The organism is Kitasatospora sp. NPDC056076 (assembly GCF_042266305.1).
Taxonomy (GTDB): domain Bacteria; phylum Actinomycetota; class Actinomycetes; order Streptomycetales; family Streptomycetaceae; genus Kitasatospora.
This window is the reverse complement of the sequence record NZ_JBHJWG010000044.1, coordinates 59,169-80,108: the sequence shown is the minus strand read 5'-3', so window position 1 is coordinate 80,108 and position 20,940 is coordinate 59,169. Positions and strand designations below refer to the sequence as shown.

Below are 20,940 nucleotides of genomic sequence, written 5' to 3'. Positions count from 1 at the left end.
CGACTGGCTCCACACCTACAATCACCACCGCGGACACACCGCACTCGCAGGCAAGCCACCCGCCAGCCGCGTCCCCAACCTCACAGGACAGAACACCTAGGCCCAAACACCCGGGCACCCGGGCACCCAACTACCCTTCCCCCCATGCCCCGTACCGCGATCGAGATCACCGAGGACCTGGTCCGGCAGCTCCTGCGCGACCAACACCCCGACCTGGCCGAGCTCCCGCTGCGGCTCGGTGCACGCGGCTGGTCCAACCAGATGTGGCGGCTCGGCGAGGACCTCGCCGTCCGGCTGCCCTGGGTGACGGAGGACGCAAGTGCCCTGCTGCGCAAGGAACATGCCTGGCTGCCCGCCCTCCCCTCGCCGCTGCCCCTGCCGATCCCGGCGCCCCGGCGCCTCGGCGAGCCCTCCGAGCGCTTCCCCCACCCCTGGCTGGTCACCACCTGGGTCCCGGGCACCCCGGCCGACCACGCTCCCGTCACCCGCGCCGCCGCCGCGGCCGGGACCCTGGCCGCCTTCCTGACCGCCCTGCACCGGCCCGCCCCCGCCACCGCGCCCACCGGCGCCCGGGGCGAGCCGCTGGCCGCCCAGGCCGAGCACGTCACCCAGGGGCTGGCCTCGGCCGCCGCCATGGGGCTGCTCCCCGACCCGGACGCCGTCCGCGCCGTCCGCGCCGTCTGGGAGGACGCCGTCAGCGCACCCGACTGGACCGGCCCGGCCCTGTGGATCCACGGCGACCTCCACCCGGCCAACGTCCTCACCGCCGACGGCACCCTCTGCGGCGTCGTCGACTTCGGCGAACTCTGCGCGGGCGACCCGGCGAGCGACCTCGCGGCCGCCTGGTCCCTCCTCCCGGACGGCGGCGCCGAGCTCTTCCACCGGGCCTACCGACCGGCCCCGGACCGGGCGACGCTGCGCCGCGCCCGCGGCTGGGCCGTCATGCGCGCCCTCGGCGGCATCCACATCGGCGAGGCCGGCCGCCTCGGCCGCCCCGGCGGCAAGACCACCTGGGGCCCGCCCGCCCGCGCCGCCCTCCGCCGCCTCACCGCCGACGCCCGCACCCGCCCGTAACCGACGCCCGCACCCGACGCCCGCGCCCGCCCGCACCCGACGCCCACCCACCCCCGGAAGGCCCGCGATGACCGAGCCCCTGCCCGACTTCACCGCCCTGCTCAGGGGCGCCCGCCGGACGGCCGTCCACCTGGAGATGCGGGACGCCTACGGCGTCGCCGACGAGGCCGCCGCCTTCGAGGAGTTCAAACGCTCCGGCACGGTCGACACCGACCCGGACTCCCCGTGGTGGGCCGGCTGGGTGCCGCTGGTGCGCGAGACCGTCGGCCGGGGCGTCCGGCTGCGCCGGGCGCGGATCGTCTCCGAGCCGGTCACCGACTACATCCGCTGGGAGCACGCACTCACCACGGTGAACCTCGCCGCGGGCGAGCAGGTGCGCTGGCTGCCCCGGCGGCTGGCCTCGGACATCCCGCTGCCCGGCAACGACCTGTGGCTGATCGACGACCGCCTGGTGCTGTTCCACTGGTTCAGCGGCGACGGCGCCTGGGCCGGGCACCGGTACTCCGAGGACCCGGCCGTGGTGGAGCTGGTCTCCGGCGCCTTCGAGACGGTCTGGGAGCGCGGCACCCCGCACGCCGACTACACGGTCTGACCACGAACCCGCTCCCCGTCGCCGCCCGGGCCGTCCACCCGAAGATGCGCGACGTCAAGGGTGCCCGCCCTGCCTCACCCGCCGACTGACGGGTCGGCGGCTGAGGCAGGAGCGGCATCGGCCGGACGCGTAGAGAAGGCCGAATGACGTGCACGCCGAGACGTCACTCGGCATACCCCCGTCGCCATTCGTGATGGCCTGTTGCGCCGCGCCCACTCTGGGTTCGATCACCGGAAAGCACAAGTGAATGTTTCTTGACTGCATCTCGTAGCATCACTGAGATGTTGAACCTCGAACGCTTGCGGGTACTGCACGCGGTGGCGACGACCGGATCCGTCGTGGGCGCGGCCCGACTCCTGCACGTCACCACGTCGGCGGTCTCGCAGCAGATGGCGCGACTGGAGCAGGAGACCGGCACTCACCTGGCGGAACGTCAAGGCCGGGGCATTCGCCTGACCGAGGCCGGCACCCTGCTCGCCGGGGAGGCCGCGGAACTGCTCGCGCACATGGAACGCGTCATGGCGACGATGGCGCAGCACCACGGACTGGTGACCGGCGACCTCACGATCGCGGCCTTCCCCACCGCCGCCCGCGCGCTGCTCCCATCGGCTCTGCGGGCCCTGCGGGCCCGGTACCCGGCCCTGACGGTGTCGGCGCGGGAGCAGGAACCGTACGAAGCCGTCCCGGCGGTGCGGCGCGGGCTGCTCGACCTGGCCGTCGTCGAGGACTGGGCCGGGGATCCGCTCGCCCTGCCCCAGGGGCTGGACCACCGCGCCCTCCTCGACGACACCTACGACATCGCCCTGCCCCCGGACCATCGGCTCGCCGGCCGCCCGACGCTGAGCCTGGCCGACCTCGGTGATGAGCACTGGATCACCTCGAGCGACGGGCAGCTGTGCCACGAATGGCTGGTGCGCAACATCAAGCGTGCTCGCATCGCCCACACCGCCTCGGAACACCCCACGCAGTTGGCGCTGGTCGCGGCAGGACTGGGAATCGCCATCATCCCGCGCCTGGGACGTGAACCGGCCACCGCTCCAGTACGGTTCGTGCCCCTGGTGGACGCCCCACGGCGCCGGGTCTTCGCCGTCTGGCGTTCCACCTCGACCGCGCGTCCCTCGATCGGTGTGGTGGTCGGTGCGCTGATCGAAGCCTGTCCGGTCGGCTGAGAGCCGTCCCGTTCGGACCGGCGCCCGACGGCGGGCGGGTGCTGCCGCGACGGTGGCGAAGGCGGCCACGCCCCGGCCTCCCAACGCGCTCCCAACGCACTCCCAACGCGCTCCCAGCCCGCTCCCAGGACGTCGCCAGCGAACGGTCAGCCTTTAAGCCCTCTCTCATCCACCGCCCCTAGCCTCCGCGCATGAACGTCTCGCTGCTCGACGGCTGGTTCCCCTGGACCGTCCAGGCCGCCGCCCTCGCCCTGTTCCTGACCGCGGTGGGCCTGCGGGACCGGGCGTGGCAGCGCAAGTGGGGGCCGATCGCGCTGGGTACGGCGCTGCTGCTCACCGCGGTCCTCGCGGTGGGAGTCCTCACCCTGGCCGGGATCACCGACCCGATCCCGTTCGGGGTGTGGCTGTGGAGCGGGGTGGCGGTCGCCGCGCTCGCCGTGCTGGGCTTCGGCTGGCGCGGCGCGCGCTGGTGGCGGCGGGCGCTGGTGGCGCCGACCGTCCTGCTGGCGCTGTTCTGCGCCGCGAACAGCGTGAACATGGCCACCGGCTACTACCCGACGGTCGACGACGCGATCGGCGAGCTCAGCGGGCAGCCGCTGCCGGACCAGATCACCCTGGCCGAGGTCTCCTCGATCCACGGGAAGACGACGACCGGCCGCATCGTCCAGGTCGACATCCCGGACACCGCGAGCGGCTTCACCCACCGCCAGGAGCTGGTCTACCTGCCGCCGGCCTGGTTCCGCAGCAAGGCCCGGCCGAAGCTGCCGGTGCTGGAGATGATCGGCGGCGAGTTCGCGGCGCCCGACAACTGGATCCGCTCGGGCAACGCGGTGCGGACCGCCGACGAGTTCGCCGCGAAGCACAACGGCTTCGCCCCGATCCTGGTCTTCGTGGACGCCACCGGCGGCTTCCGGGTGGACACCGAGTGCGTGGACGGCCCGCACGGCAACTCCGAGAGCCACCTGCTCAAGGACGTCCCCCCGTACGTCCAGAAGACCTTCAACGCCGCCACCGACCCGCACAAGTGGGGCGTGGCCGGCTGGTCGATGGGCGGCACCTGCGCCGTCGACCTGGTCGTCGAGCACCCCAACGTCTTCACCCACTTCGGCGACTTCTCCGGCGACAAGGGCCCGTACATCGGCGACAAGGACCACACGATCCAGGAGCTGTACGGCGGCGACGCGGCGGCCTGGGCCGCCCACGACCCGCTGACGGTGCTCGCCCACCACCCCAAGTACCAGGGCGTCTCCGGCTACTTCGGGCAGGGCGACGAGGAGCACGGCCAGATCGAGTCCGCCAAGCTCCTGGAGGCGGCCGCCAAGAAGGACGGCATCCGCACCACCGCCGCCGTCGGCTCCGGCAAGCACACCTGGCAGACCGGCTCCGCCACCTTCACCCAGGCCCTCCCCTGGCTCGCCGCCCAACTCGGCGTCCCGGGCACCCACCCGCAGCCGTAGCGGGCCGGACACCCCGTGCCCCGCCGGGGCCGGACACCCCCAGCCCCGGCGGGCCGGACACCCCGAGCCGTAACGAGGCGGACACCCCGCGCGACCTGCCCCGACCCGGACCGTGGGTGGGATCACATCCGCCCCGCGGCCGGGAGGAAGCCTTGGCATCGGCACCCCGGCCGGGGCGGGCCGACGCCGCCCCGAACGGGCACGACCCACCGCCGGTTCCCGGCCCCGGGGGCCCGGATCCGGTGCCCGGCAAGGGATCCGGCGGCCCGCGGGCCGGCCGGACGGCACTCCCCGCCGGACATCGGTTCCGCCGCGGCCGCACACATGTTCACCACCAGCCCGCTGCAACCGTCGCATTCGCCCGCGCACCCGGCGGAATCCCGCTTTGCGACCGGCGCCGCCGTGTCATAGGTTTCGTCCGCCGTCGACGCAGCATCCGCTCTGACCGTTCCTCAGACCTGCGGTGAGCTGCGGAGCCAGGGGGGTCTGACGGCAGCAGCAACGGGGGGAACAGCCATGCCGAGTGCCCGCAGTCACGGGTCGGCCGGGCGGCGGGGCCGGGTGGCCGGCGCGCCACCGGCCCCGGCCCCGCTCCACGACACCGGACACCCGAGGAATCGTCACGTGCGCAGCAGCACCCGCCTGATCACCGTCACCGCCGCCGCCCTGCTCTGCGCGGGCGCCCTGAGCGCCTGCGGACCGGACGACAGCGGCCAGGACGGCGGCAAGAGCGCCGCCCCGGCGGCGCCGACCACCGCGGCGCCCGCCGGCGGCACGGCCAAGCCCACCGGCGGAGGCGCCGGGCCCACCACCGGCGCCGACCAGGGCAAGGCCGTCCCGGCCAAGGCCTGGGCGGACACCAAGAGCATCCCGATGGACGAGACCTACCACTTCGCCCCACTGGCGGCCAACGCCAAGCCGGTCACCGGGCCGATCGGCTTCAAGGGCATGGAGCTGTGCCACGCCGCGCCGCCCAAGGGCGAGGAGTACATGTACACCGACGGCGCGGCGCGGGCCAAGGCCGCCGTCGGCTTCGGCGGGGACCGCTGGACGGCCCAGCAGACCGTGGACTTCTGGGGCGACCCGACCCACAGCAGCGGCAACGCCCAGACCGCCTACGCGATCGAGCGGGGCATCACCGAGGCCGTGACGAACTGCGCCAGGACCGCGCCGGGCGCCACGGTGAAGGTGACCAGCGCGGCCGACGCGCCCTACTTCGCCGCCACCGTGACGGCCCCGCAGCCCGACGGCTCCACCGCCACCCTGCACGAGTACGTGGTGCTGGGCGGCGGGGCGGTCACCGAGCTGGCCGTCTGGGCGACGGCCAAGGCCGGCGCCCAGCCCAAGGACGCCTGGAAGGCTCCCGAGGACAAGTACGTCGCCACCGGCATGACGGCCCCGCTCTGCGAGGCCTTCCCCGGCTGCCGCTGACGTACCGACAGACCGCCGCCAGGCCCGTCCGGCACAGGGGAACGGACGGACCTGGCGGCTTCTTTCAACCCCGCGGGGTCACAGCCCCAGGCGGCTGAGCGCCGTGGTCCAGTCACTGGCGATCGCGCTGCGGGCCGCGTCCAGGGTCACCTTGTGGCCGCACACCGCGTTCTTCAATCTGGTCTCGACCGAGTCCTTGCTCTGCGCGGGCTCGTTGCCGTAGCGCGGCTCGGGCCACAGGTTGTGCGGGTCGCGCGGTGCGCCACCGAGCTCCAGCGGGACGAAGTGGTCCTCCTCGTAGTCCGCGGGGTTGGTGTCCGCGTAGCCGTACTGGGCGATCTGCTGGGTCTTCAACGCGTTGGTGTAGCTGGTCGGCGGGCGCACGGTGGCGGTCCAGCCGGAGACGCAGATGGTCTGGCCGATGGTGGCCTGGGTGACCGCCGGGTTGTACGCGCCGGGGGTGCAGGACGGGTCGGGCAGCGGCAGGTACGCCTGCGAACAACTGGCGCTCGTGGCACCGGACTTGCCCGGCTTGTGCGCGGCCGTGGCGGCCTGCGCGGTACCGGTGGCGAATCCGGCGGCGGCGAGGGCGGCCACCGCGACGATGACGGTGGAACGCTGACGGAGCATCATGGGGGAAGCTCTCCCGGTCCGGCCCGGCCGTTCGCCGGGCGACTGTGCCCATGACAGCATCGCCCGCGCGACGATCGTCAGGTCCGGGACGTGAACGAGTGGTGTTCACCCCCTCCACATCCGCCCGCCCCCGGGACTCCCGCCCTCGGCCCTCAGCCCTCGGCCCCCGGCTGCACGGCGCCGGCCTCCCCCACCAGCACCGCCCCCACCGCCGTCCGCAGGTGCAGCGCGTTGCGCCCGCTCCGGCGGGTGGCCACCAGCCCCGCGCCGCGCAGCGCGCCGAGGTGCTGGGAGACGGCGCTAGGGGTGACGCCGAGCCGCTCGGCGAGCTGCGGGGTGCTCAACGGCTCGCCGAGCACGGCGAGCAGCTCCGCGCGGGTGCGCCCCAGCACGGCGGCCAGCCCGGCGGAGGACGGCCGGGGCTCCTCCCACAACAGCCCGACCCCGGCCGCCGGGTAGCGGATCGAGGCGGCGGCGCGCGGGGAGTGGTCGACGATCACGTCCGGCCAACCGAAGACCGACGGCATCAGCGCCAGACCGTGCCCGCCCGCCTCGACCGTCCACACCGACCCGGTACGGCGGCGGCCGTGCACCACCAACTCGCCCTCCCGCCAGACGACATCACCGTGCAGCTCGGCGAACAGCCCCTCCACCCCGCGGTCCACCAGGGTCACCGCCCGGCGGCCCAGGTCCGCCTCCAGCAGGGCCCGCATCCGCCCCCAGTGCGGGGCGACCAGCTCGCCGTGGAGGCGCTCCAGCGCATCGGCGACCCGCCCCAACAGCTCGGCCGCGTCCGGCAGCCGACGCGCCCGGGCGGCGCCCAGGGCGGCGGTGCACTCGGCCGCCACGTACGCCGGGTCGGTCGCCCGCAGCCCGGCCAGTTCGGCCTCGAAGGAGGGCAGCCGCAGCTCCGGCACCGGGAACAGGAAGGACGGCAGGCACCCCGTCAACAGGTCGCGCAGCAGGGGGAGTTCGGGTTCACGGGCGAGCACCGACCGGGCCCCGCGCACCCACGCCCGGTGCACGTCGTGCCCACCGACCCCGAGCGCCGGCCGCAGCCCGAGCACCGTCTCGGCCAGCGGCGAGACCGCGAACCGCACCCGGGCGACCTCGGCCGCCGACAACCGGATCTCCACCGCCACGCGGCCACCGCCCCTCCATCGTCGATTCCTCGGTCGTCCGGTGCTCGGTCTCCCGGTCCTCGATCATTCAGTCCTGGCTGAACGATAGCCGCGCGCCCACCGACCCTCCAGGCTGTCCGCCATGGAGTTCCTCACCTCGTACGACGGCACCGACCTGGCCTTCCGCACCCTCGGCGACGGCCCGCCGCTGCTCTGCCTCCCCGGCGGCCCCGGCCGCGCCGCCGAGTACCTCGGCGACCTCGGCGGCCTGGGCGCCCACCGCACCCTGATCCTGCCCGACACCCGGGGCACCGGCGCCTCCGGGACGCCCGCTGACCCGGCGAGCTACCGGGTCGACCGCCTGGTCGCCGACGTCGAGGCACTGCGCCGCCACCTCGGCCTGGACCGGATCGACCTGCTCGGCCACTCCGCCGGCGGCGCCCTCGCCATGCTCTACGCAGCCGCCCACCCCGACCGCCTGACCAGCCTCACCCTGCTCACCCCCTCCTTCGCCGCCGTCGGCCTGCCCTCCGACACCGGTGCGCGGGAGGTGATCGCCGCCCGGGCGGGCGAGCCCTGGCACGCCGTAGCCGTCCTCGGGTACGACGGGATGCGGTCCGCGACCAGCTTCGCCGAGGCCGCCCGGCACCGCTTCGCCTTCGAGCCGCTGATGTACGGCCGCTGGGACGCCGCAGCCCGCGCCCACGCCGCCGCCGACCCGGCCCAGCGCTCCCTGCCGGTCAGCGAGCACTACTACGCCGACTACACCCCCGACACCGAGGCCCTGCGCCGCCGACTGGCCACGCTCACCTGCCCGGTCCTGCTGCTCGCCGGGGAGGTCGACCTCTGGCCCACCGCGGCCTCCGCCACCGCGGCGGCGTCACTCTTCCCCGACGTCACCCTCACCGTCCAGCCGGGCGCGGGCCACTACCCCTGGCTCGACGACCCGGCGGAGCTCACCGCCACCGTGGCCGCCTTCCTCACCCGAACCGACGAGCACCGGACCGACGAGCACCGGACCGACGACCGCCGGACCGCGGCCTGACCGCTGCGACCGAGCGCCGTTCGGCCCGGCGTCAGCCCTTCCCCTGCCAGCGGCCGCCGATGCAGGCCATGACCATCGTGGCCGCGGCGTTGAAGTAGACCCAGAAGATCTGGTCCGGCGCCTTGATCACGCCGAGGCGCAGGCCCTCGTCCCCGGCCGCTTCGAAGATCACGACGCTCTCGGCGAGACCGGGCACCTCGACCCCGATTCGCCGGGTGCGCTGGAGTCGACGCCGGAAGACGCCGAAGTGCCGTCTGGCCGGGACCAGGGTGCCCCCGATGTCGAAGGTGCCCCCGGCGAGCAGGGCTTCACGTGCGGGGCCGCAGGCCGGTGTCTGCCCGGCCAGCATCCCGACGAGGTCGTCGCGCGTCATGCGCCGACTCTGCCGGGTGCCGGTCAACCCGCCAAGTGAAATACCGACCGCCCCCTCACCCCGCCAGCAGCCGTACCAGCAGCGCCGCCGGCCCCTCCGGCAGGCTGCCGTGGAGGAGTTCGGTGCGGTGCACCAGTCGGGGTGCGGCGATCGGGGCGGACGCGATGCCGGGCGCCCGGGCGAGGACGGGGGCGGGCAGCAGGGTGAGTCCGTGTCCGGCGGCGACCAGCGTGAGCAGCCCGTGCAGGTCGGTGCCGCGGTAGCGGGTGGCGGGCCGGAAGCCGTCGGTGCCGGTGGCGGCGCGCAGCCGGTCCGCGGTGGGGGTGAGGTCGGGGGCGTCCAGCCAGCGGGCGGCGGACAGGTCGGCGAGGGCGAGGCCGGGGCGGCCGGCCAGCGGGTGTCCGAGCGGCAGGGCGACGGCGAGCGGCTGTTCGTCGACGGCGACGGTGGTCAGCGGGCCGACCTCGGGCAGCGGCAGCGGGTCGCTGGGCGCGGCCAGGCCGTCGATCAGCGCGAGGTCGACCTCGCCGGTGGCGACCTGGGCGGGCAGCACCCCCTGGGCGAGCACCTGGACGACGGGTTCCACCTGCGGGAACGCCCGGCGCACTTCGCCGAGCGCGTGCCCCAGGGCCGCTCCGACCGCCAGCGGGGTGGCGCCGAGCACCAGCCGGGCGCTCGGGGCGCCGGCCAGGCGCGCGACGTCGGCGCGCGCCGCCTCCAAGCGGACCAGCAGCGGGGCGGCGTGCTCCAGCAGTCGCCGTCCGGCCGCGGTGGGGGCGACCGGACGGCGGCCCAGCAGGGCGGTGCCGAGGTCGGCCTCCAGCGCGGCGATCTGCTGGGACACCGCGGACTGGGTGTAGCCGAGGTCCCGGGCCGCCTCGGAGAAGGAGGCGAGCCGGGTGACGGTGACGAAGGTGCGGAGCTGCTGCGGATCCACGGCGGCCATCAACCGATCTGATCGAGGTGTAAGAAATCATCGTTGGCGCTGATCTCGGATGCGGGGTCAGGATAGCCCCATGACCTATCTGACCCCCCGGATCGCCCTGGTCGGCGACCGCTCCCCCGCCGTCCGCTCGCACGCCCGCGTCCCCGGCCTGCTCGCCTCCCTCGCCGAGCGCGAGCAACTGGTCCTGGACGCCTACTGGATCCCCACCGAGGACGCCGGGGCCCCGGGCGCGCTCGACGGCTTCGACGCCGTCTGGCTGCTGCCCGGCAGCCCGTACCGCAGCGAGCAGGGCGCCCTGGCCGCGATCCGGACCGCCCGCGAGAACGGCATCCCCTTCCTCGGCACCTGCGCCGGGTTCCAGCACGCGGCGCTGGAGTTCGCCCGGAACGTCTGCGGCATCACCAACGCCGTCAACGGCGAGCAGGACCCGGACCTCGACGAGCAGGTGATCGTCCCGCTCAGCTGCTCCCTGGTCGGCCACGAGGGCGCCGTCGCGATCACTCCCGGCAGCCTGGCCGAGCGCACCCTGGGTGCCACCGCCACCCAGGAGCGCTACCGCTGCAACTACGGCCTCAACGCCGACTACCTGGACCGGCTGCACGCCCACGGGCTGCGTTTCAGCGGCGCGGACCCGTCCGGCGAGGTCCGCATCCTCGAACTGCCCGGGCACCCGTTCTTCCTGGCCTCGCTGTTCCAGCCGGAGCTGTCCGGCGACGGCACCCGGGCCCACCCGATGATCCGCGCCCTGGCGGAGGCCGCCGTCGCCCACGCGGACACCGGCTGGGCCAGGGCGGCCTGAGCCTCAGCCGGCCGGCAGCCGATCGACCCTCACATCGGCAGCGAGCGCAGCCGCACCGGCCCCTCCGGCCACCCGGCGCCCTCCGCCAGCGGCCGCCACATGGTGCGCAGCGGCATGACCGCGAGCCGCCCCTCCGGCTGCTCGACCGTCACCTCCTCGGCCACCTCCCGGAAGCCGAGCCCCCGGTAGAACGCCGCCAGCGGCGGGCGGCAGAACAGCAGCGCATACCGGAAGCCGAGCGCGCGCCCGTGGTCCACGGCGCTGCCGACCACGGCGTGCGCCAACCCCTCGCCGCGCCGTTCGGCGGCGACGCAGACACCGCCGACGCCGATCGCGTCCAGGTCGGTGCCGCCGACGGTGAGCGGGACCGGGAGCAGCCCGGTGTGGGCGACGAGCCGGCCGTCGGCGGCCCGGATGCCGAAGTGCACGTCCTTGGGCCGGAAGGCGAGCCCGGTGTAGGCGACGCCGTACGGGTCCTCGCCGGGGCCGAGGATCTGGTCCTGTTCGGCGCGGGAGTAGTTCTCCAAGCGCTCGACGTTCAGCGGTTCAGGGGAAAAACGATCATCCATCACTCCATGCTCCCTTCCCCACGGAACGGCGTCCGAGTCCCCTCCGGACCACCGGATCGGTCACATGATCCGACGGTCGTCCCCAGGGGAGGAGGGCCGGGGAAGGTCCTAGACGGCGGCCCGCTCGACCAGCTGCGCCCAGACCTCGTCGACCCGCGCCGACAGCGCGTCCAGCGGCCCGCCGTTGTCGATCACCAGGTCGGCGACCGCCAGCCGGTCCGCCCGCGAGGCCTGCGCGGCCATCCGGGCCCGGGCCTCCGTCTCGGCCATCCCGCGCAGCCGCACCAGCCGGTCCAGCCGGACCTCGTCGTCCGCGTCGATCACCACGACCAGGTCGAACAGCGGTGCCAGCCCGTTCTCGGCGAGCAGCGGCACGTCGTGCACGACGACCGCGTCCGGCGCGGCCGCCGCCTCCAGTTCGGCGGAGCGGGCCCGCACCAGCGGGTGGACGATCGCGTTCAGCGCCCGGAGCTTCTCCGGGTCGGCGAACACGACCGCCCCGAGGGCCGGCCGGTCCAGCGCGCCGTCCTCGCGCAGCACCTGCGGGCCGAACTCGGCGACCACGGCCGCCAGGCCGTCCGTCCCGGGGGCGACCACCTCACGGGCGATCAGGTCGGAGTCCACGATCACCGCGCCGTGCGCGGCGAACAGCCGGGACACCTCGCTCTTGCCCGCGCCGATCCCGCCGGTCAGTCCGATCTTCAGCATGGCGTCAGGCTACCGGCGCGGCGACGGACGCGTCAGCCCGGCCCGGCTCAGCCCAGTTCCAGGCTCTCGCCGTCGCCCAGCACGGTCAGTTCCGATCCGGTCCCCGGCCCGTCCGGCCCGAGCAGCCGGGTGGCGATCATGTGCCCGATCGGGCTGAGCGTCGCCTCGTGCACCGGCACCGCCACCCGGGGGCCCGACTCCCGGACGTAGTCGACCACCTCGCCGGCCTTGCTCCACGGCGCCGCGAGGGGCAGCAGCAGGGTGTCCACGGCGTGCGGCGGCACGGTGAAGGCGTCGCCGGGGTGGAACAGCCGGCCGTCGAGGAGGAAGCCGATGTTCTTCACCAGCGGGATGTCCCGGTGGATCTCGGCGTGCCACTCGCCGTGGACGGAGACCCCGACCCCGCCGATCTCGAAGGCGTCGCCCTCGCCGACGACGGTGGTCCGCTGCCCGACGCCGTCCAGCTGGGCGGCGACCTCGCCGTTGGTCCACACCCGCAGTGCAGGGTCGGCCTCCAGCGCGGCGCGCAGCCGGGACGGCTCGAAGTGGTCCATGTGCTCGTGGGTGATCAGGACGGCGTCGGCCCCGGCCAGGGCGGCGGGGTCGGTGAAGGCTCCGGGGTCGATGACGAGCGTGGTTCCGGCGTGCTCGACGCGTACGCAGGCGTGTCCGAACTTCGTGATTCGCATGGAGGAAACCATACAGCACAGCTGTACAGTCTTGCTGCACAAATTCCCGATACACTTCTCCCATGCCCAGCAACGCCCCGCACCCGGACACCCTGGATCTCGCCGCCGACCTGCGCTCCGCCCTCGGCAGCCTGGTCCGCACCCTGCGCGACAGCGACGACCTGCCGCCCAACCAGGCCGCGGTGCTCGGTCTGCTGGTCCGCGACGAACGCTCCTACACCGTCGCCGAGCTCGCCGAGCTCCGCCGGGTGCGCCACCAGTCGATGGCCCGCACCGTCGCCCTGATGTCCGAGGCCGGCCTGGTCGCCCAGCAGCCCCACCCCACCGACGGCCGCAAGCAGCTGATCGCCACCACCGAAGCGGGCCGACTGGCCCTGCTCGACCAGCGCGCCCGCCGCGAGCACCACATCGCCACCGCCATCGAGTCCCGCCTCAGCACCACCGAGCGCGAGCAACTGCGCACCGCCGTCGGCCTGCTGAACCGCCTCGCGTGAACCGCCGTCGCTCCGGCAGGGCAGCCGCCGCCCGGTCCTGCTACGCCTCGACCAGATCCTTGGCCGCCGGCCGCTGCGCCGGGAGCACCGCCGGCTCGATCTCCGGCAGGTCCACGTGCTCGCTCAGCCCGAACCGCCGGTGCAGCCGTCGCAGCGGTGCGGGCGCCCACCAGTTGAACTCGCCGAACAGGCTCATCGCGGCCGGCACCAGCAGGCAGCGCACCAGGGTGGCGTCCACCGCGACGGCCACCGCCAGCGCGATGCCCATCTGCTTGACCATGAGCATGTCCCCGAGCGCGAAGCCCGCGAAGACGATCACCATCAGCAGCGCCGCCGAGGTGATGATCCGACCGCTGCGCTGGACGCCCAGCTCCACCGCCCGGACGCAGCCGTACCCGCGGTCGGTCAGCTCCTTGATCCGGGCGAGCAGGAACACCTCGTAGTCCATGGAGAGCCCGAAGGCGAAGGCGAAGACCAGCACCGGGATGAAGGTCTCCAGCCCGCCCGTCGAGCTGAACCCGAGCAGCCCGCTCAGCCAGCCGTCCTGGAACACCAGGGTCAGCGCGCCGAGCGAGGCGCCCAGTGACAGCACGTTCATCAGCAGCGCCTTGACCGGCATCACCACCGAGCCGGTCATCAGGAACAGCAGCACCAGCGTCCCGGCCGCGACCAGGCCCAGCGCCCACGGCCCGCGCGCCAGCAGCTCGTCCTGGAAGTCCACCACCGAGGCCGCGCCGCCGGTGACGTAGGTCTTCAACCCGCCCCGGTCGGCCCGCAGCTCGTCCACCACCTGCTTGGCCGTGGCACCCTGCGGGTCCCCGTGCACCAGCACGTCGACCGTCGACACCGCCCCGCTCACCGGTGTCACGGCCCGGACCGCGCTGACGCCCGGCAGCTTGGCCACCACCTCGTCCGCGTACGCCTGGGCCACCGGCGCCCCGCCCTCGACCACGACGGTGATCGGCGCGGCCGCGATCTGCGGGAAGCGCTGGTCGATCGCCTCCGCGACCTGCCGCCCGGCCGAGGAGGCGGGCAGCACGGCGGCGCCGGAACTGCGCATGTCGGCGTGCAGGAACGGCGCCCCGGCCGCCATCAGCACGCCCACGCAGGCGAGGGTCACGAGCACCGCCCGCTTGCGGACCCGGCGCACGGTACGGCTGAAGAAGCCCTCGTCGGGGACGGGCGCGCTCGGTGTCCTGATCCGGCCGCCGGCGAAGCCGAGCAGCGCGGGGATCAGGGTGAGCGCGGCGGCGACCGCGATCACCACCACGCTCACCCCGGCGGCGGCGACCGCGCCCAGCACCGGGCTGGTGAAGACGAACAGTCCGGACAGCGCCACGGCCACGGTCAGTCCGGAGAAGGCGACGGTGCGTCCGGCGGTCGCGGCGGTGCGTTCGACCGCGGCGGCGATGCCCGCGCCGTGGCCGCGCTCCTCGCGGAAACGATTCACCATCAGCAGGGCGTAGTCGATCGAGAGCCCGAGCCCCAGCACGGTGGCGATCGGCAGCACGCTGGTGTCGATGTCCATGATCCGGCTGAACCCGAACATGGCCAGCAGCGCCCCGCCCACCGAGGCGACGGCGCCGATCACCGGCAGTGCGGCGGCGGCCAGGCCGCCGAACACCAGCACCATGACGACCAGGGTGAGCGGCAGGGTCACCATCTCGCCGAAGCGGGTGTCCTGCTCGGTCTGCTTCTTGACCTCCTGCTGGAGGACGAGGTCCCCGCCGACGGTCACGTGCGCCCCGCCCGCGCCGTTCAGGGCGGCCAGCCGGTGGGTGGCCGCGTCGGTCTGCGCGGAGGTCGCGGTGTCGGCCATCCGTACGCTGACCAGGCCGGCCCTGCCGTCGGCGGCCCGCAGCGCGGCCGCACCCGGGCCGGAGCCGTACGGGTCCTGGGTGCCGGCGACCCCGGGCAGCGCCGCGATCTCGGCGGTGGCCTTCTGCACGGCGGACCGTACGGCCGGGTCGTCCACCGGCCTGCCGTCCACCACCGCGGTCAGCGTCCCCTTCACCGGGTCGGCCGCGGCGACCACCGCACTGCCCCGGTCCGCCTCGGCGGTCGCGGAGGAGGCCCCGGCCACCGAACCCTCGAACACCCGGCCGCCGATCAGCACCCCGACGACGAGGACCGCGGCCCAGAAGCCGAGCACCCAGCGACGGTGGCGGAAACAGAACCGGCCGATCGCGGCGAGCCGGCCACCGACCACGGCGGTGGGGACGGCGGAGGAGGGGTTGCGCATGCGCATGAAGGAGCCTTTCGGGCAGCTCCACTCAATGTAGGTGCAACCCGAAGTCCGGCCTATAGCAGGGCAATGAGCCTCATCTCACATTTCCCTTCACATAAACCACACATAAGTCAAACCGGAAAACGAAGGCGTGAATCGAAGGTGCGAACGACGGTGTGAAACGAAAGCGTGAGGGGCGCGCGAAACGGTCGGAGAACGCGAAACGGGCCCCACCCGGAGTGATCCGGATGGGGCCCGTTCCCTAGCTGTCAGCTAGCGGGGGGCGAGAGCCTCAGCTCTGGCCGCCGGCCAGCTTCTCGCGCAGGGCGGCCAGGGCCTCGTCGGAGGCCAGGGCGCCCGAGCCCTCGTCGCTGCTGGACGAGTAGGAACCACCGGCAGCGGCGGCGACGGCGTCGCCACCCTCGGCAGCGGCCTCGGCGTCGGCCTCGCGGCTCTTGATGACCTGGGCCTGGTGCTGCTCGAAGCGGGTCTGCGCCTCGGCGTACTGGCGCTCCCACTCCTCACGCTGCTTCTCGAAGCCGGGCAGCCAGTCGTTCGCCTCGGGGTCGAAGCCCTCCGGGTAGATGTAGTTGCCCTGGTCGTCGTACGAGGCGGCCATGCCGTACAGGGTCGGGTCGAACTCGACCTCGGCCGGGTTGGCACCCAGGGCCTCGTTGGCCTGCTTGAGCGACAGGCTGATGCGACGACGCTCGAGGTCGATGTCGATGACCTTGACGAAGATCTCGTCGCCGACCTGGACGACCTGCTCCGGGATCTCGACGTGGCGCTCGGCCAGCTCGGAGATGTGGACCAGACCCTCGATGCCCTCGTCCACGCGGACGAACGCACCGAACGGAACCAGCTTGGTGACCTTACCCGGAACGACCTGGCCGATCTGGTGGGTACGGGCGAACTGCTGCCACGGGTCCTCCTGGGTCGCCTTCAGCGACAGGGAGACGCGCTCGCGGTCCATGTCAACGTCGAGAACCTCGACGGTGACCTCCTGGCCGACCTCGACAACCTCGGACGGGTGGTCGATGTGCTTCCAGGACAGCTCGGAGACGTGCACCAGGCCGTCGACGCCACCCAGGTCCACGAAGGCACCGAAGTTGACGATCGAGGAGACGACGCCGGAGCGCACCTGACCCTTCTGGAGGGTGGTGAGGAAGGTCTGGCGGACCTCGCTCTGGGTCTGCTCCAGCCAGGCACGGCGGGACAGGACCACGTTGTTGCGGTTCTTGTCCAGCTCGATGATCTTGGCCTCGAGCTCCTTGCCCACGTAGGGCTGGAGGTCGCGGACGCGGCGCATCTCGACCAGCGAGGCGGGGAGGAAGCCCCTGAGGCCGATGTCGAGGATGAGACCACCCTTGACGACCTCGATGACGGTACCGGTGACGATCCCGTCCTCTTCCTTGATCTTCTCGATCGTGCCCCAGGCACGCTCGTACTGAGCGCGCTTCTTGGACAGGATGAGACGACCCTCCTTGTCCTCCTTCTGGAGAACCAGGGCCTCGATGTTGTCACCGACGGCGACGACCTCGTGCGGGTCAACGTCGTGCTTGATCGAGAGCTCGCGGGACGGGATGACGCCCTCGGTCTTGTAACCGATGTCGAGGAGGACCTCGTCACGGTCGACCTTCACGATGACGCCCTCGACGATGTCGCCATCGTTGAAGTACTTGATGGTCTCGTCGATGGCGGCGAGGAAGGCCTCCGCGTCGCCGATGTCGTTGACCGCGACCTGCGGGGTGGTGCTGAGGGAGGAGTCGGTGGGGCTCGTCATTAGGAAAAGGGCTCCGGTACGGACATGAAAGTCGTAGGTAATGCCACGCGGAGGGCCCGTATCGCTCCCACCGAAAGCCGGACAGCCAAGAACACGGCACACCGGAAATCCCGTGAACAACGAGAAATCGGCGTCCGTCTTGCGACCGTGGGGTCTTCGACAGATGCGAGCGCGACCTGCTCCGTCCGAGGCGCGCAGGCCCGCAGCGCAACTTGTAGCATACGGGGACGGCCAGGCACGGTCAACGCCAGAAGAGGCAAGACGGTGGAGCCTGGTACGGATCAGGCCATATCCTCCGGTTGCGCACCTCGCGGTGGCGCCCGAAGGGGCCCTTCCCCGGATGCCACCGCCAGGATCCGGCCCCGGTCGGGGCCGTTTCGCGGCAGCGGCGCTTCCGCACTCCATACCCTACGCGATGGGCATTGTCACCGTGGCCACCACCCCCCAGTCCGCCCTTCACGATCTTGACACCTCTCCCGCAGGGGCCGACGGATCCGACGAGTTGGAGGAGGAGGACGGCGACGACGCGGTCCGGCGCGAGGCCGGGCTCGGCGAGAGCAGCCGGGCCAGCCGGCACTGGTGGGACCGCAACGCCGACGAGTACCAGGACGAGCACGGCGAGTTCCTCGGCGACGACCGCTTCACCTGGTGCCCCGAGGGCCTGGACGAGGCCGACGCCCGCCTGCTCGGCGACGTGGCGGGCCGGGACGTGCTGGAGATCGGCGCCGGCGCCGCCCAGTGCTCCCGCTGGCTGGCCGCCCGCGGCGCCCGCCCCGTCGCCCTCGACATCTCCTACCGCCAGCTCCAGCACTCCCGCCGGATCGACCTCGGCCGGGGCGTGGAGCCGGTCGCCGTCGTCCAGGCCGACGCGGCCGTCCTGCCCTTCGCGGACGCCTCCTTCGACCTCGCCTGCTCCGCCTACGGCGCCGTGCCGTTCAGCGCCGACACCGAGCGGCTGATGCGCGAGGTGCACCGGGTGCTGCGGCCCGGCGGGCGCTGGGTGTTCTCGGTGACCCACCCGATCCGCTGGGCCTTCCCCGACGAGCCCGGCGTCGAGGGCCTGACCGCGATGTCCTCCTACTTCGACCGCACCCCGTACGTCGAGCAGGACGAGAACGGCCACGCCACCTACGTCGAGCACCACCGCACCGTGGGCGACCGGGTCCGCGAACTCGTCGCCGCCGGCTTCCGGTTGGTCGACCTGGTCGAGCCCGAGTGGCCGGCCGGGCTGGAGCAGGAGTGGGGCGGCTGGTCCCCGCTGCGCGGGCGGCTGATCCCCGGCACGGCGATCTTCGTCACCGAGCGGGGCTGAGCCCCTTGAACCCCGCGTGGCGCGAACTCCCGGTCCGTACCGCCCTCCCCGCGCTGCACGAGGCCCTGGACGGGGGCGGCACGGCCGTCCTCGCCGCCCCGCCCGGCACCGGCAAGACGACCCTGGTGCCGCTCGCCCTGGCGGGGCTGCTCGCCGACGGCCGGCCGGTGCGCCGGGTGCTGGTCGCCGAACCGCGCCGGCTCGCCGTCCGGGCCGCCGCCCGGCGGATGGCCTGGCTGCTCGGCTCGTCCGTGGGGCGCGAGGTCGGCTACACCGTGCGCGGGGAGCGGCGCGTCGGCCCCGACACCGTGGTCGAGGTGGTCACCACCGGGGTGCTGCTGCAACGCCTCCAGCGCGACCAGGAGTTGCCCGGGGTGGACGTGGTCGTCCTGGACGAGTGCCACGAACGGCACCTGGACGCCGACACCGCGCTCGCCTTCCTGCTCGACGTCCGGGCGGCGCTGCGGCCCGAACTGCGGCTGGTCTGCGCCTCGGCCACCTCCGACACCGGGGCCTGGGCCGAACTCCTCGGCGGCGCACCGGTGGTGGCGGCGCACGGGGTGTCCCACCCGGTCGACGTGGTGTGGGCTCCGCCGCCGCGCGCCGTCCGGCCCGCGCACGGGACCAGGGTCGATCCGGCGCTGCTCGACCACGTCGCGGCCGTGGTGCGGCGGGCGCTGGGCGAGCAGGACGGGGACGTGCTCTGCTTCCTGCCCGGGGTCGGCGAGATCGCCCGGGTGGCGGGGCAGTTGAGCGGCGCCCCGGCCGAGGTGCTGCAACTCCACGGCCGCGCCCCGCAGACCGTCCAGGACGCCGCGCTCACCCCGTCCCAGGGGCGCCGGGTCGTCCTCGCCACCGCCGTCGCCGAGTCCTCGCTCACCGTGCCCGGCGTACGGGTCGTCGTCGACGCCGGACTCGCCCGCGAGCCGCGCACCGACCACGCCCGGGGGCTGGCCGGACTGGTCACCGTACGGGCCTCGCTCGCCGCGGCCCGCCAACGCGCCGGGCGGGCCGGGCGCGAGGCCCCCGGCACCGTCTACCGCTGCTGGAACGAAGCCGAGGACGCCCTCGCCGCCCGCTTTCCCACCCCCGAGATCGCCCTCGCCGACCTCACCTCCTTCGCCCTCCAGACCGCCTGCTGGGGCGACCCGGACGCCACCGGGCTCGCCCTGCCCGACGCCCCGCCCGCCGGGGCGATGGCCGCCGCCCGGCAGACCCTGACCGCCCTCGGCGCGGTGGACGGCGACGGCCGGGCCACGGCCCGCGGCGTCCGGCTCGCCCGTACGGGGCTGCACCCCCGGTTGGGCCGCGCCCTGGTCGACGGGGCCGCGGCCGTCGGTGCCCGCCGGGCGGCCGAGGTGGTCGCCCTGCTCTCCGAAGAACCGCCGCGCGCCCTCGGCGACGACCTCGGCGCGGTCTGGCGGGCGGTGCAGGACTCCCGGGACCCGTACGCGGGCCGCTGGCGCGACGAAGTCCGCCGGTTGCGGCGCGCCACCTCCGACGAAGGCACGACCGCCCTGCCCGACGCCACCGCCGTCGGCCTCGTCGTCGCCCTCGCCTTCCCCGAACGCATCGCCCGCGCCCGGGTCGAGCGGCCCGCCCCCGGCGAGCGCAGCCCGTACCTGATGGCCTCCGGCACGGCCGCCGAACTCGCGCCCGGCACGGCCCTGGGCTCCCTCCCCTGGCTCGCCGTCGCCGCCGCCGACCGCCCGGCCGGCTCGCACTCGGCCCGCATCCTGCACGCCGCGGCGCTGGAGGAGTCCACCGCCCTCCAGGCCGGCGCCCCGCTCGTCACCGCCCGCGAGGAAGTCCACTGGGACACCCGCCGGGGCGAGGTCACCTCCCGCCGGGTCGAATCCCTCGGCGCCGTCGAACTCACCGAGAAGCCCCTCAAGCGCCCCGACCCGGCCCTCGTCCGGGGCGCCCTCCTGGACGGCCTCGCCCGCGAGGGCGTGAGCGAGCTGCTGACCTTCACCTCCGGCCTCCGCGAACGCCTCGCCTTCCTCCGCACCGCCCTCGGCGACCCCTGGCCCGACGTCTCCGACGAGGCCCTGCTGGAGCGCGCCGACGAATGGCTGGAGCCCGAACTGTCCCGCGCCCGCCGCCGCGCCGACCTCGCGAGGATCGACACCACGGCCGCCCTCCAGCGTCTCCTCCCCTGGGCCACCGGCGAAGCGGGCCGCCTCGACGAACTGGCCCCCGAACGCATCACCGTGCCGTCCGGCTCGAGGATACGGGTCGACTACGGCACCGAACGCCCGGTCCTGGCCGTCAAGTTGCAGGAACTCTTCGGCTGGACCACGACCCCCGCCGTGGCCGCCGGCCGCGTGCCGCTGACCATCCACCTGCTCTCCCCGGCGGGCCGCCCCGCCGCCGTCACCGGCGACCTGGCGTCGTTCTGGCGCGAGGGATACCGAGCCGTCCGCGCCGAACTACGGGGCCGCTACCCCCGCCACCCCTGGCCCGAGGACCCGACCACGGCCGAACCCACCCGCCGCGCCAACACCCGGAAGTGACG

19 protein-coding genes and 1 pseudogene are annotated in these 20,940 nt (G+C 74.0%); 11 read left to right on the top strand and 9 right to left on the bottom strand.

The window, feature by feature from the left end; all coding sequences use genetic code 11:
• From ACFC1T_RS29870 to ACFC1T_RS29845, 6 genes and pseudogenes are all read left to right on the top strand, one after another.
• Nucleotides 1–100, top strand: a pseudogene (locus tag ACFC1T_RS29870) (IS481 family transposase); the annotation flags it as partial.
• A gap of 44 nt (nucleotides 101–144) precedes the next feature.
• Nucleotides 145–1,074, top strand: a complete 930-nt coding sequence (locus ACFC1T_RS29865) for an aminoglycoside phosphotransferase family protein (protein ID WP_375893440.1) — start codon at nucleotides 145–147, stop codon at nucleotides 1,072–1,074.
• A gap of 67 nt (nucleotides 1,075–1,141) precedes the next feature.
• Nucleotides 1,142–1,666, top strand: a complete 525-nt coding sequence (locus ACFC1T_RS29860) for a DUF6879 family protein (RefSeq protein WP_375893439.1) — start codon at nucleotides 1,142–1,144, stop codon at nucleotides 1,664–1,666.
• A 281-nt stretch (nucleotides 1,667–1,947) separates the two neighbouring features.
• A complete protein-coding gene (locus ACFC1T_RS29855; RefSeq protein WP_375893438.1) occupies nucleotides 1,948–2,835 on the top strand; it encodes a LysR family transcriptional regulator in 888 nt (295 codons plus the stop codon).
• A gap of 191 nt (nucleotides 2,836–3,026) precedes the next feature.
• On the top strand, nucleotides 3,027–4,292 hold the full coding sequence (locus tag ACFC1T_RS29850; protein WP_375893437.1) for an alpha/beta hydrolase: 1,266 nt from the start codon (nucleotides 3,027–3,029) through the stop codon (nucleotides 4,290–4,292).
• A gap of 624 nt (nucleotides 4,293–4,916) precedes the next feature.
• Complete coding sequence (locus ACFC1T_RS29845; protein WP_375893436.1) at nucleotides 4,917–5,723, top strand: hypothetical protein; 807 nt, start codon at nucleotides 4,917–4,919, stop codon at nucleotides 5,721–5,723.
• A gap of 78 nt (nucleotides 5,724–5,801) precedes the next feature.
• On the opposite strand, the gene ACFC1T_RS29840 is transcribed toward ACFC1T_RS29845, so the two are convergent.
• On the bottom strand, nucleotides 5,802–6,356 hold the full coding sequence (locus tag ACFC1T_RS29840) for a hypothetical protein (protein WP_375893434.1): 555 nt from the start codon (nucleotides 6,354–6,356) through the stop codon (nucleotides 5,802–5,804).
• Nucleotides 6,357–6,508: 152 nt separating this feature from the next.
• A complete protein-coding gene (locus tag ACFC1T_RS29835) occupies nucleotides 6,509–7,498 on the bottom strand; it encodes a DUF5937 family protein (RefSeq protein WP_375893432.1) in 990 nt (329 codons plus the stop codon).
• 121 nt (nucleotides 7,499–7,619) lie between these two features.
• Between ACFC1T_RS29835 and ACFC1T_RS29830 the strand changes: the two genes are divergently transcribed.
• The gene (locus ACFC1T_RS29830; RefSeq protein ID WP_375893430.1) at nucleotides 7,620–8,522 is read left to right on the top strand and encodes an alpha/beta fold hydrolase; all 903 of its coding nucleotides are present in this window, start codon (nucleotides 7,620–7,622) and stop codon (nucleotides 8,520–8,522) included.
• Between the two features lie 31 nt (nucleotides 8,523–8,553).
• Here the strand turns inward: ACFC1T_RS29830 and ACFC1T_RS29825 are convergent, their stop codons facing one another.
• Both ACFC1T_RS29825 and ACFC1T_RS29820 read right to left on the bottom strand, forming a co-directional pair.
• Nucleotides 8,554–8,895, bottom strand: coding sequence for a hypothetical protein (locus ACFC1T_RS29825; RefSeq protein ID WP_375893428.1), 342 nt, complete (start codon nucleotides 8,893–8,895; stop codon nucleotides 8,554–8,556).
• 55 nt (nucleotides 8,896–8,950) lie between these two features.
• Nucleotides 8,951–9,841, bottom strand: a complete 891-nt coding sequence (locus ACFC1T_RS29820) for a LysR family transcriptional regulator (RefSeq protein ID WP_375893426.1) — start codon at nucleotides 9,839–9,841, stop codon at nucleotides 8,951–8,953.
• 70 nt (nucleotides 9,842–9,911) lie between these two features.
• Here ACFC1T_RS29820 and ACFC1T_RS29815 point away from each other — a divergent pair, with 70 nt between their 5' ends.
• Nucleotides 9,912–10,640 (top strand): hypothetical protein, encoded by a 729-nt coding sequence (locus ACFC1T_RS29815; protein WP_375893424.1) that lies wholly within the window; start codon nucleotides 9,912–9,914, stop codon nucleotides 10,638–10,640.
• 29 nt (nucleotides 10,641–10,669) lie between these two features.
• Here ACFC1T_RS29815 and ACFC1T_RS29810 read toward each other — a convergent pair whose 3' ends face one another.
• The 3 genes from ACFC1T_RS29810 to ACFC1T_RS29800 all read right to left on the bottom strand — a co-directional run bounded on the left by ACFC1T_RS29810 (nucleotide 10,670) and on the right by ACFC1T_RS29800 (nucleotide 12,606).
• Complete coding sequence (locus ACFC1T_RS29810) at nucleotides 10,670–11,209, bottom strand: GNAT family N-acetyltransferase (protein ID WP_375893422.1); 540 nt, start codon at nucleotides 11,207–11,209, stop codon at nucleotides 10,670–10,672.
• A gap of 108 nt (nucleotides 11,210–11,317) precedes the next feature.
• The gene (gene coaE / locus ACFC1T_RS29805; RefSeq protein ID WP_375893420.1) at nucleotides 11,318–11,917 is read right to left on the bottom strand and encodes a dephospho-CoA kinase; all 600 of its coding nucleotides are present in this window, start codon (nucleotides 11,915–11,917) and stop codon (nucleotides 11,318–11,320) included.
• 47 nt (nucleotides 11,918–11,964) lie between these two features.
• The gene (locus ACFC1T_RS29800; RefSeq protein WP_375893418.1) at nucleotides 11,965–12,606 is read right to left on the bottom strand and encodes an MBL fold metallo-hydrolase; all 642 of its coding nucleotides are present in this window, start codon (nucleotides 12,604–12,606) and stop codon (nucleotides 11,965–11,967) included.
• 62 nt (nucleotides 12,607–12,668) lie between these two features.
• On the opposite strand from ACFC1T_RS29800, the gene ACFC1T_RS29795 reads away from it, so the two are divergent.
• Nucleotides 12,669–13,100: a MarR family winged helix-turn-helix transcriptional regulator gene (locus ACFC1T_RS29795; RefSeq protein WP_375893416.1), complete on the top strand. Its 432-nt coding sequence runs from the start codon at nucleotides 12,669–12,671 to the stop codon at nucleotides 13,098–13,100.
• Between the two features lie 40 nt (nucleotides 13,101–13,140).
• Here ACFC1T_RS29795 and ACFC1T_RS29790 read toward each other — a convergent pair whose 3' ends face one another.
• Both ACFC1T_RS29790 and rpsA read right to left on the bottom strand, forming a co-directional pair.
• On the bottom strand, nucleotides 13,141–15,348 hold the full coding sequence (locus tag ACFC1T_RS29790) for an MMPL family transporter (RefSeq protein ID WP_375893414.1): 2,208 nt from the start codon (nucleotides 15,346–15,348) through the stop codon (nucleotides 13,141–13,143).
• A gap of 271 nt (nucleotides 15,349–15,619) precedes the next feature.
• Nucleotides 15,620–17,110, bottom strand: coding sequence for a 30S ribosomal protein S1 (rpsA, locus tag ACFC1T_RS29785; protein WP_329928268.1), 1,491 nt, complete (start codon nucleotides 17,108–17,110; stop codon nucleotides 15,620–15,622).
• A 415-nt stretch (nucleotides 17,111–17,525) separates the two neighbouring features.
• Here rpsA and ACFC1T_RS29780 point away from each other — a divergent pair, with 415 nt between their 5' ends.
• Both ACFC1T_RS29780 and hrpB read left to right on the top strand, forming a co-directional pair.
• On the top strand, nucleotides 17,526–18,422 hold the full coding sequence (locus ACFC1T_RS29780; protein ID WP_375893411.1) for a class I SAM-dependent methyltransferase: 897 nt from the start codon (nucleotides 17,526–17,528) through the stop codon (nucleotides 18,420–18,422).
• 5 nt (nucleotides 18,423–18,427) lie between these two features.
• Nucleotides 18,428–20,938, top strand: coding sequence for an ATP-dependent helicase HrpB (gene hrpB / locus ACFC1T_RS29775; RefSeq protein WP_375893409.1), 2,511 nt, complete (start codon nucleotides 18,428–18,430; stop codon nucleotides 20,936–20,938).
• The last annotated feature ends 2 nt before the right edge of the window (nucleotides 20,939–20,940 follow it).

Bases quoted from the DNA above. Each gene is read 5' to 3' on its own strand.
- ACFC1T_RS29800 (WP_375893418.1), bottom strand. From the start codon at position 12,606: ATGCGAATCACGAAGTTCGGACACGCCTGCGTACGCGTCGAGCACGCC.
- ACFC1T_RS29850 (WP_375893437.1), top strand. From the start codon at position 3,027: ATGAACGTCTCGCTGCTCGACGGCTGGTTCCCCTGGACCGTCCAGGCC.
- ACFC1T_RS29865 (WP_375893440.1), top strand. From the start codon at position 145: ATGCCCCGTACCGCGATCGAGATCACCGAGGACCTGGTCCGGCAGCTC.
- ACFC1T_RS29855 (WP_375893438.1), top strand. From the start codon at position 1,948: ATGTTGAACCTCGAACGCTTGCGGGTACTGCACGCGGTGGCGACGACC.
- ACFC1T_RS29860 (WP_375893439.1), top strand. From the start codon at position 1,142: ATGACCGAGCCCCTGCCCGACTTCACCGCCCTGCTCAGGGGCGCCCGC.
- ACFC1T_RS29780 (WP_375893411.1), top strand. From the start codon at position 17,526: ATGGGCATTGTCACCGTGGCCACCACCCCCCAGTCCGCCCTTCACGAT.
- ACFC1T_RS29795 (WP_375893416.1), top strand. From the start codon at position 12,669: ATGCCCAGCAACGCCCCGCACCCGGACACCCTGGATCTCGCCGCCGAC.
- ACFC1T_RS29820 (WP_375893426.1), bottom strand. From the start codon at position 9,841: ATGGCCGCCGTGGATCCGCAGCAGCTCCGCACCTTCGTCACCGTCACC.
- ACFC1T_RS29840 (WP_375893434.1), bottom strand. From the start codon at position 6,356: ATGATGCTCCGTCAGCGTTCCACCGTCATCGTCGCGGTGGCCGCCCTC.
- ACFC1T_RS29810 (WP_375893422.1), bottom strand. From the start codon at position 11,209: ATGGATGATCGTTTTTCCCCTGAACCGCTGAACGTCGAGCGCTTGGAG.
- rpsA (WP_329928268.1), bottom strand. From the start codon at position 17,110: ATGACGAGCCCCACCGACTCCTCCCTCAGCACCACCCCGCAGGTCGCG.
- ACFC1T_RS29815 (WP_375893424.1), top strand. From the start codon at position 9,912: ATGACCTATCTGACCCCCCGGATCGCCCTGGTCGGCGACCGCTCCCCC.
- ACFC1T_RS29825 (WP_375893428.1), bottom strand. From the start codon at position 8,895: ATGACGCGCGACGACCTCGTCGGGATGCTGGCCGGGCAGACACCGGCC.
- ACFC1T_RS29790 (WP_375893414.1), bottom strand. From the start codon at position 15,348: ATGCGCATGCGCAACCCCTCCTCCGCCGTCCCCACCGCCGTGGTCGGT.
- ACFC1T_RS29830 (WP_375893430.1), top strand. From the start codon at position 7,620: ATGGAGTTCCTCACCTCGTACGACGGCACCGACCTGGCCTTCCGCACC.
- coaE (WP_375893420.1), bottom strand. From the start codon at position 11,917: ATGCTGAAGATCGGACTGACCGGCGGGATCGGCGCGGGCAAGAGCGAG.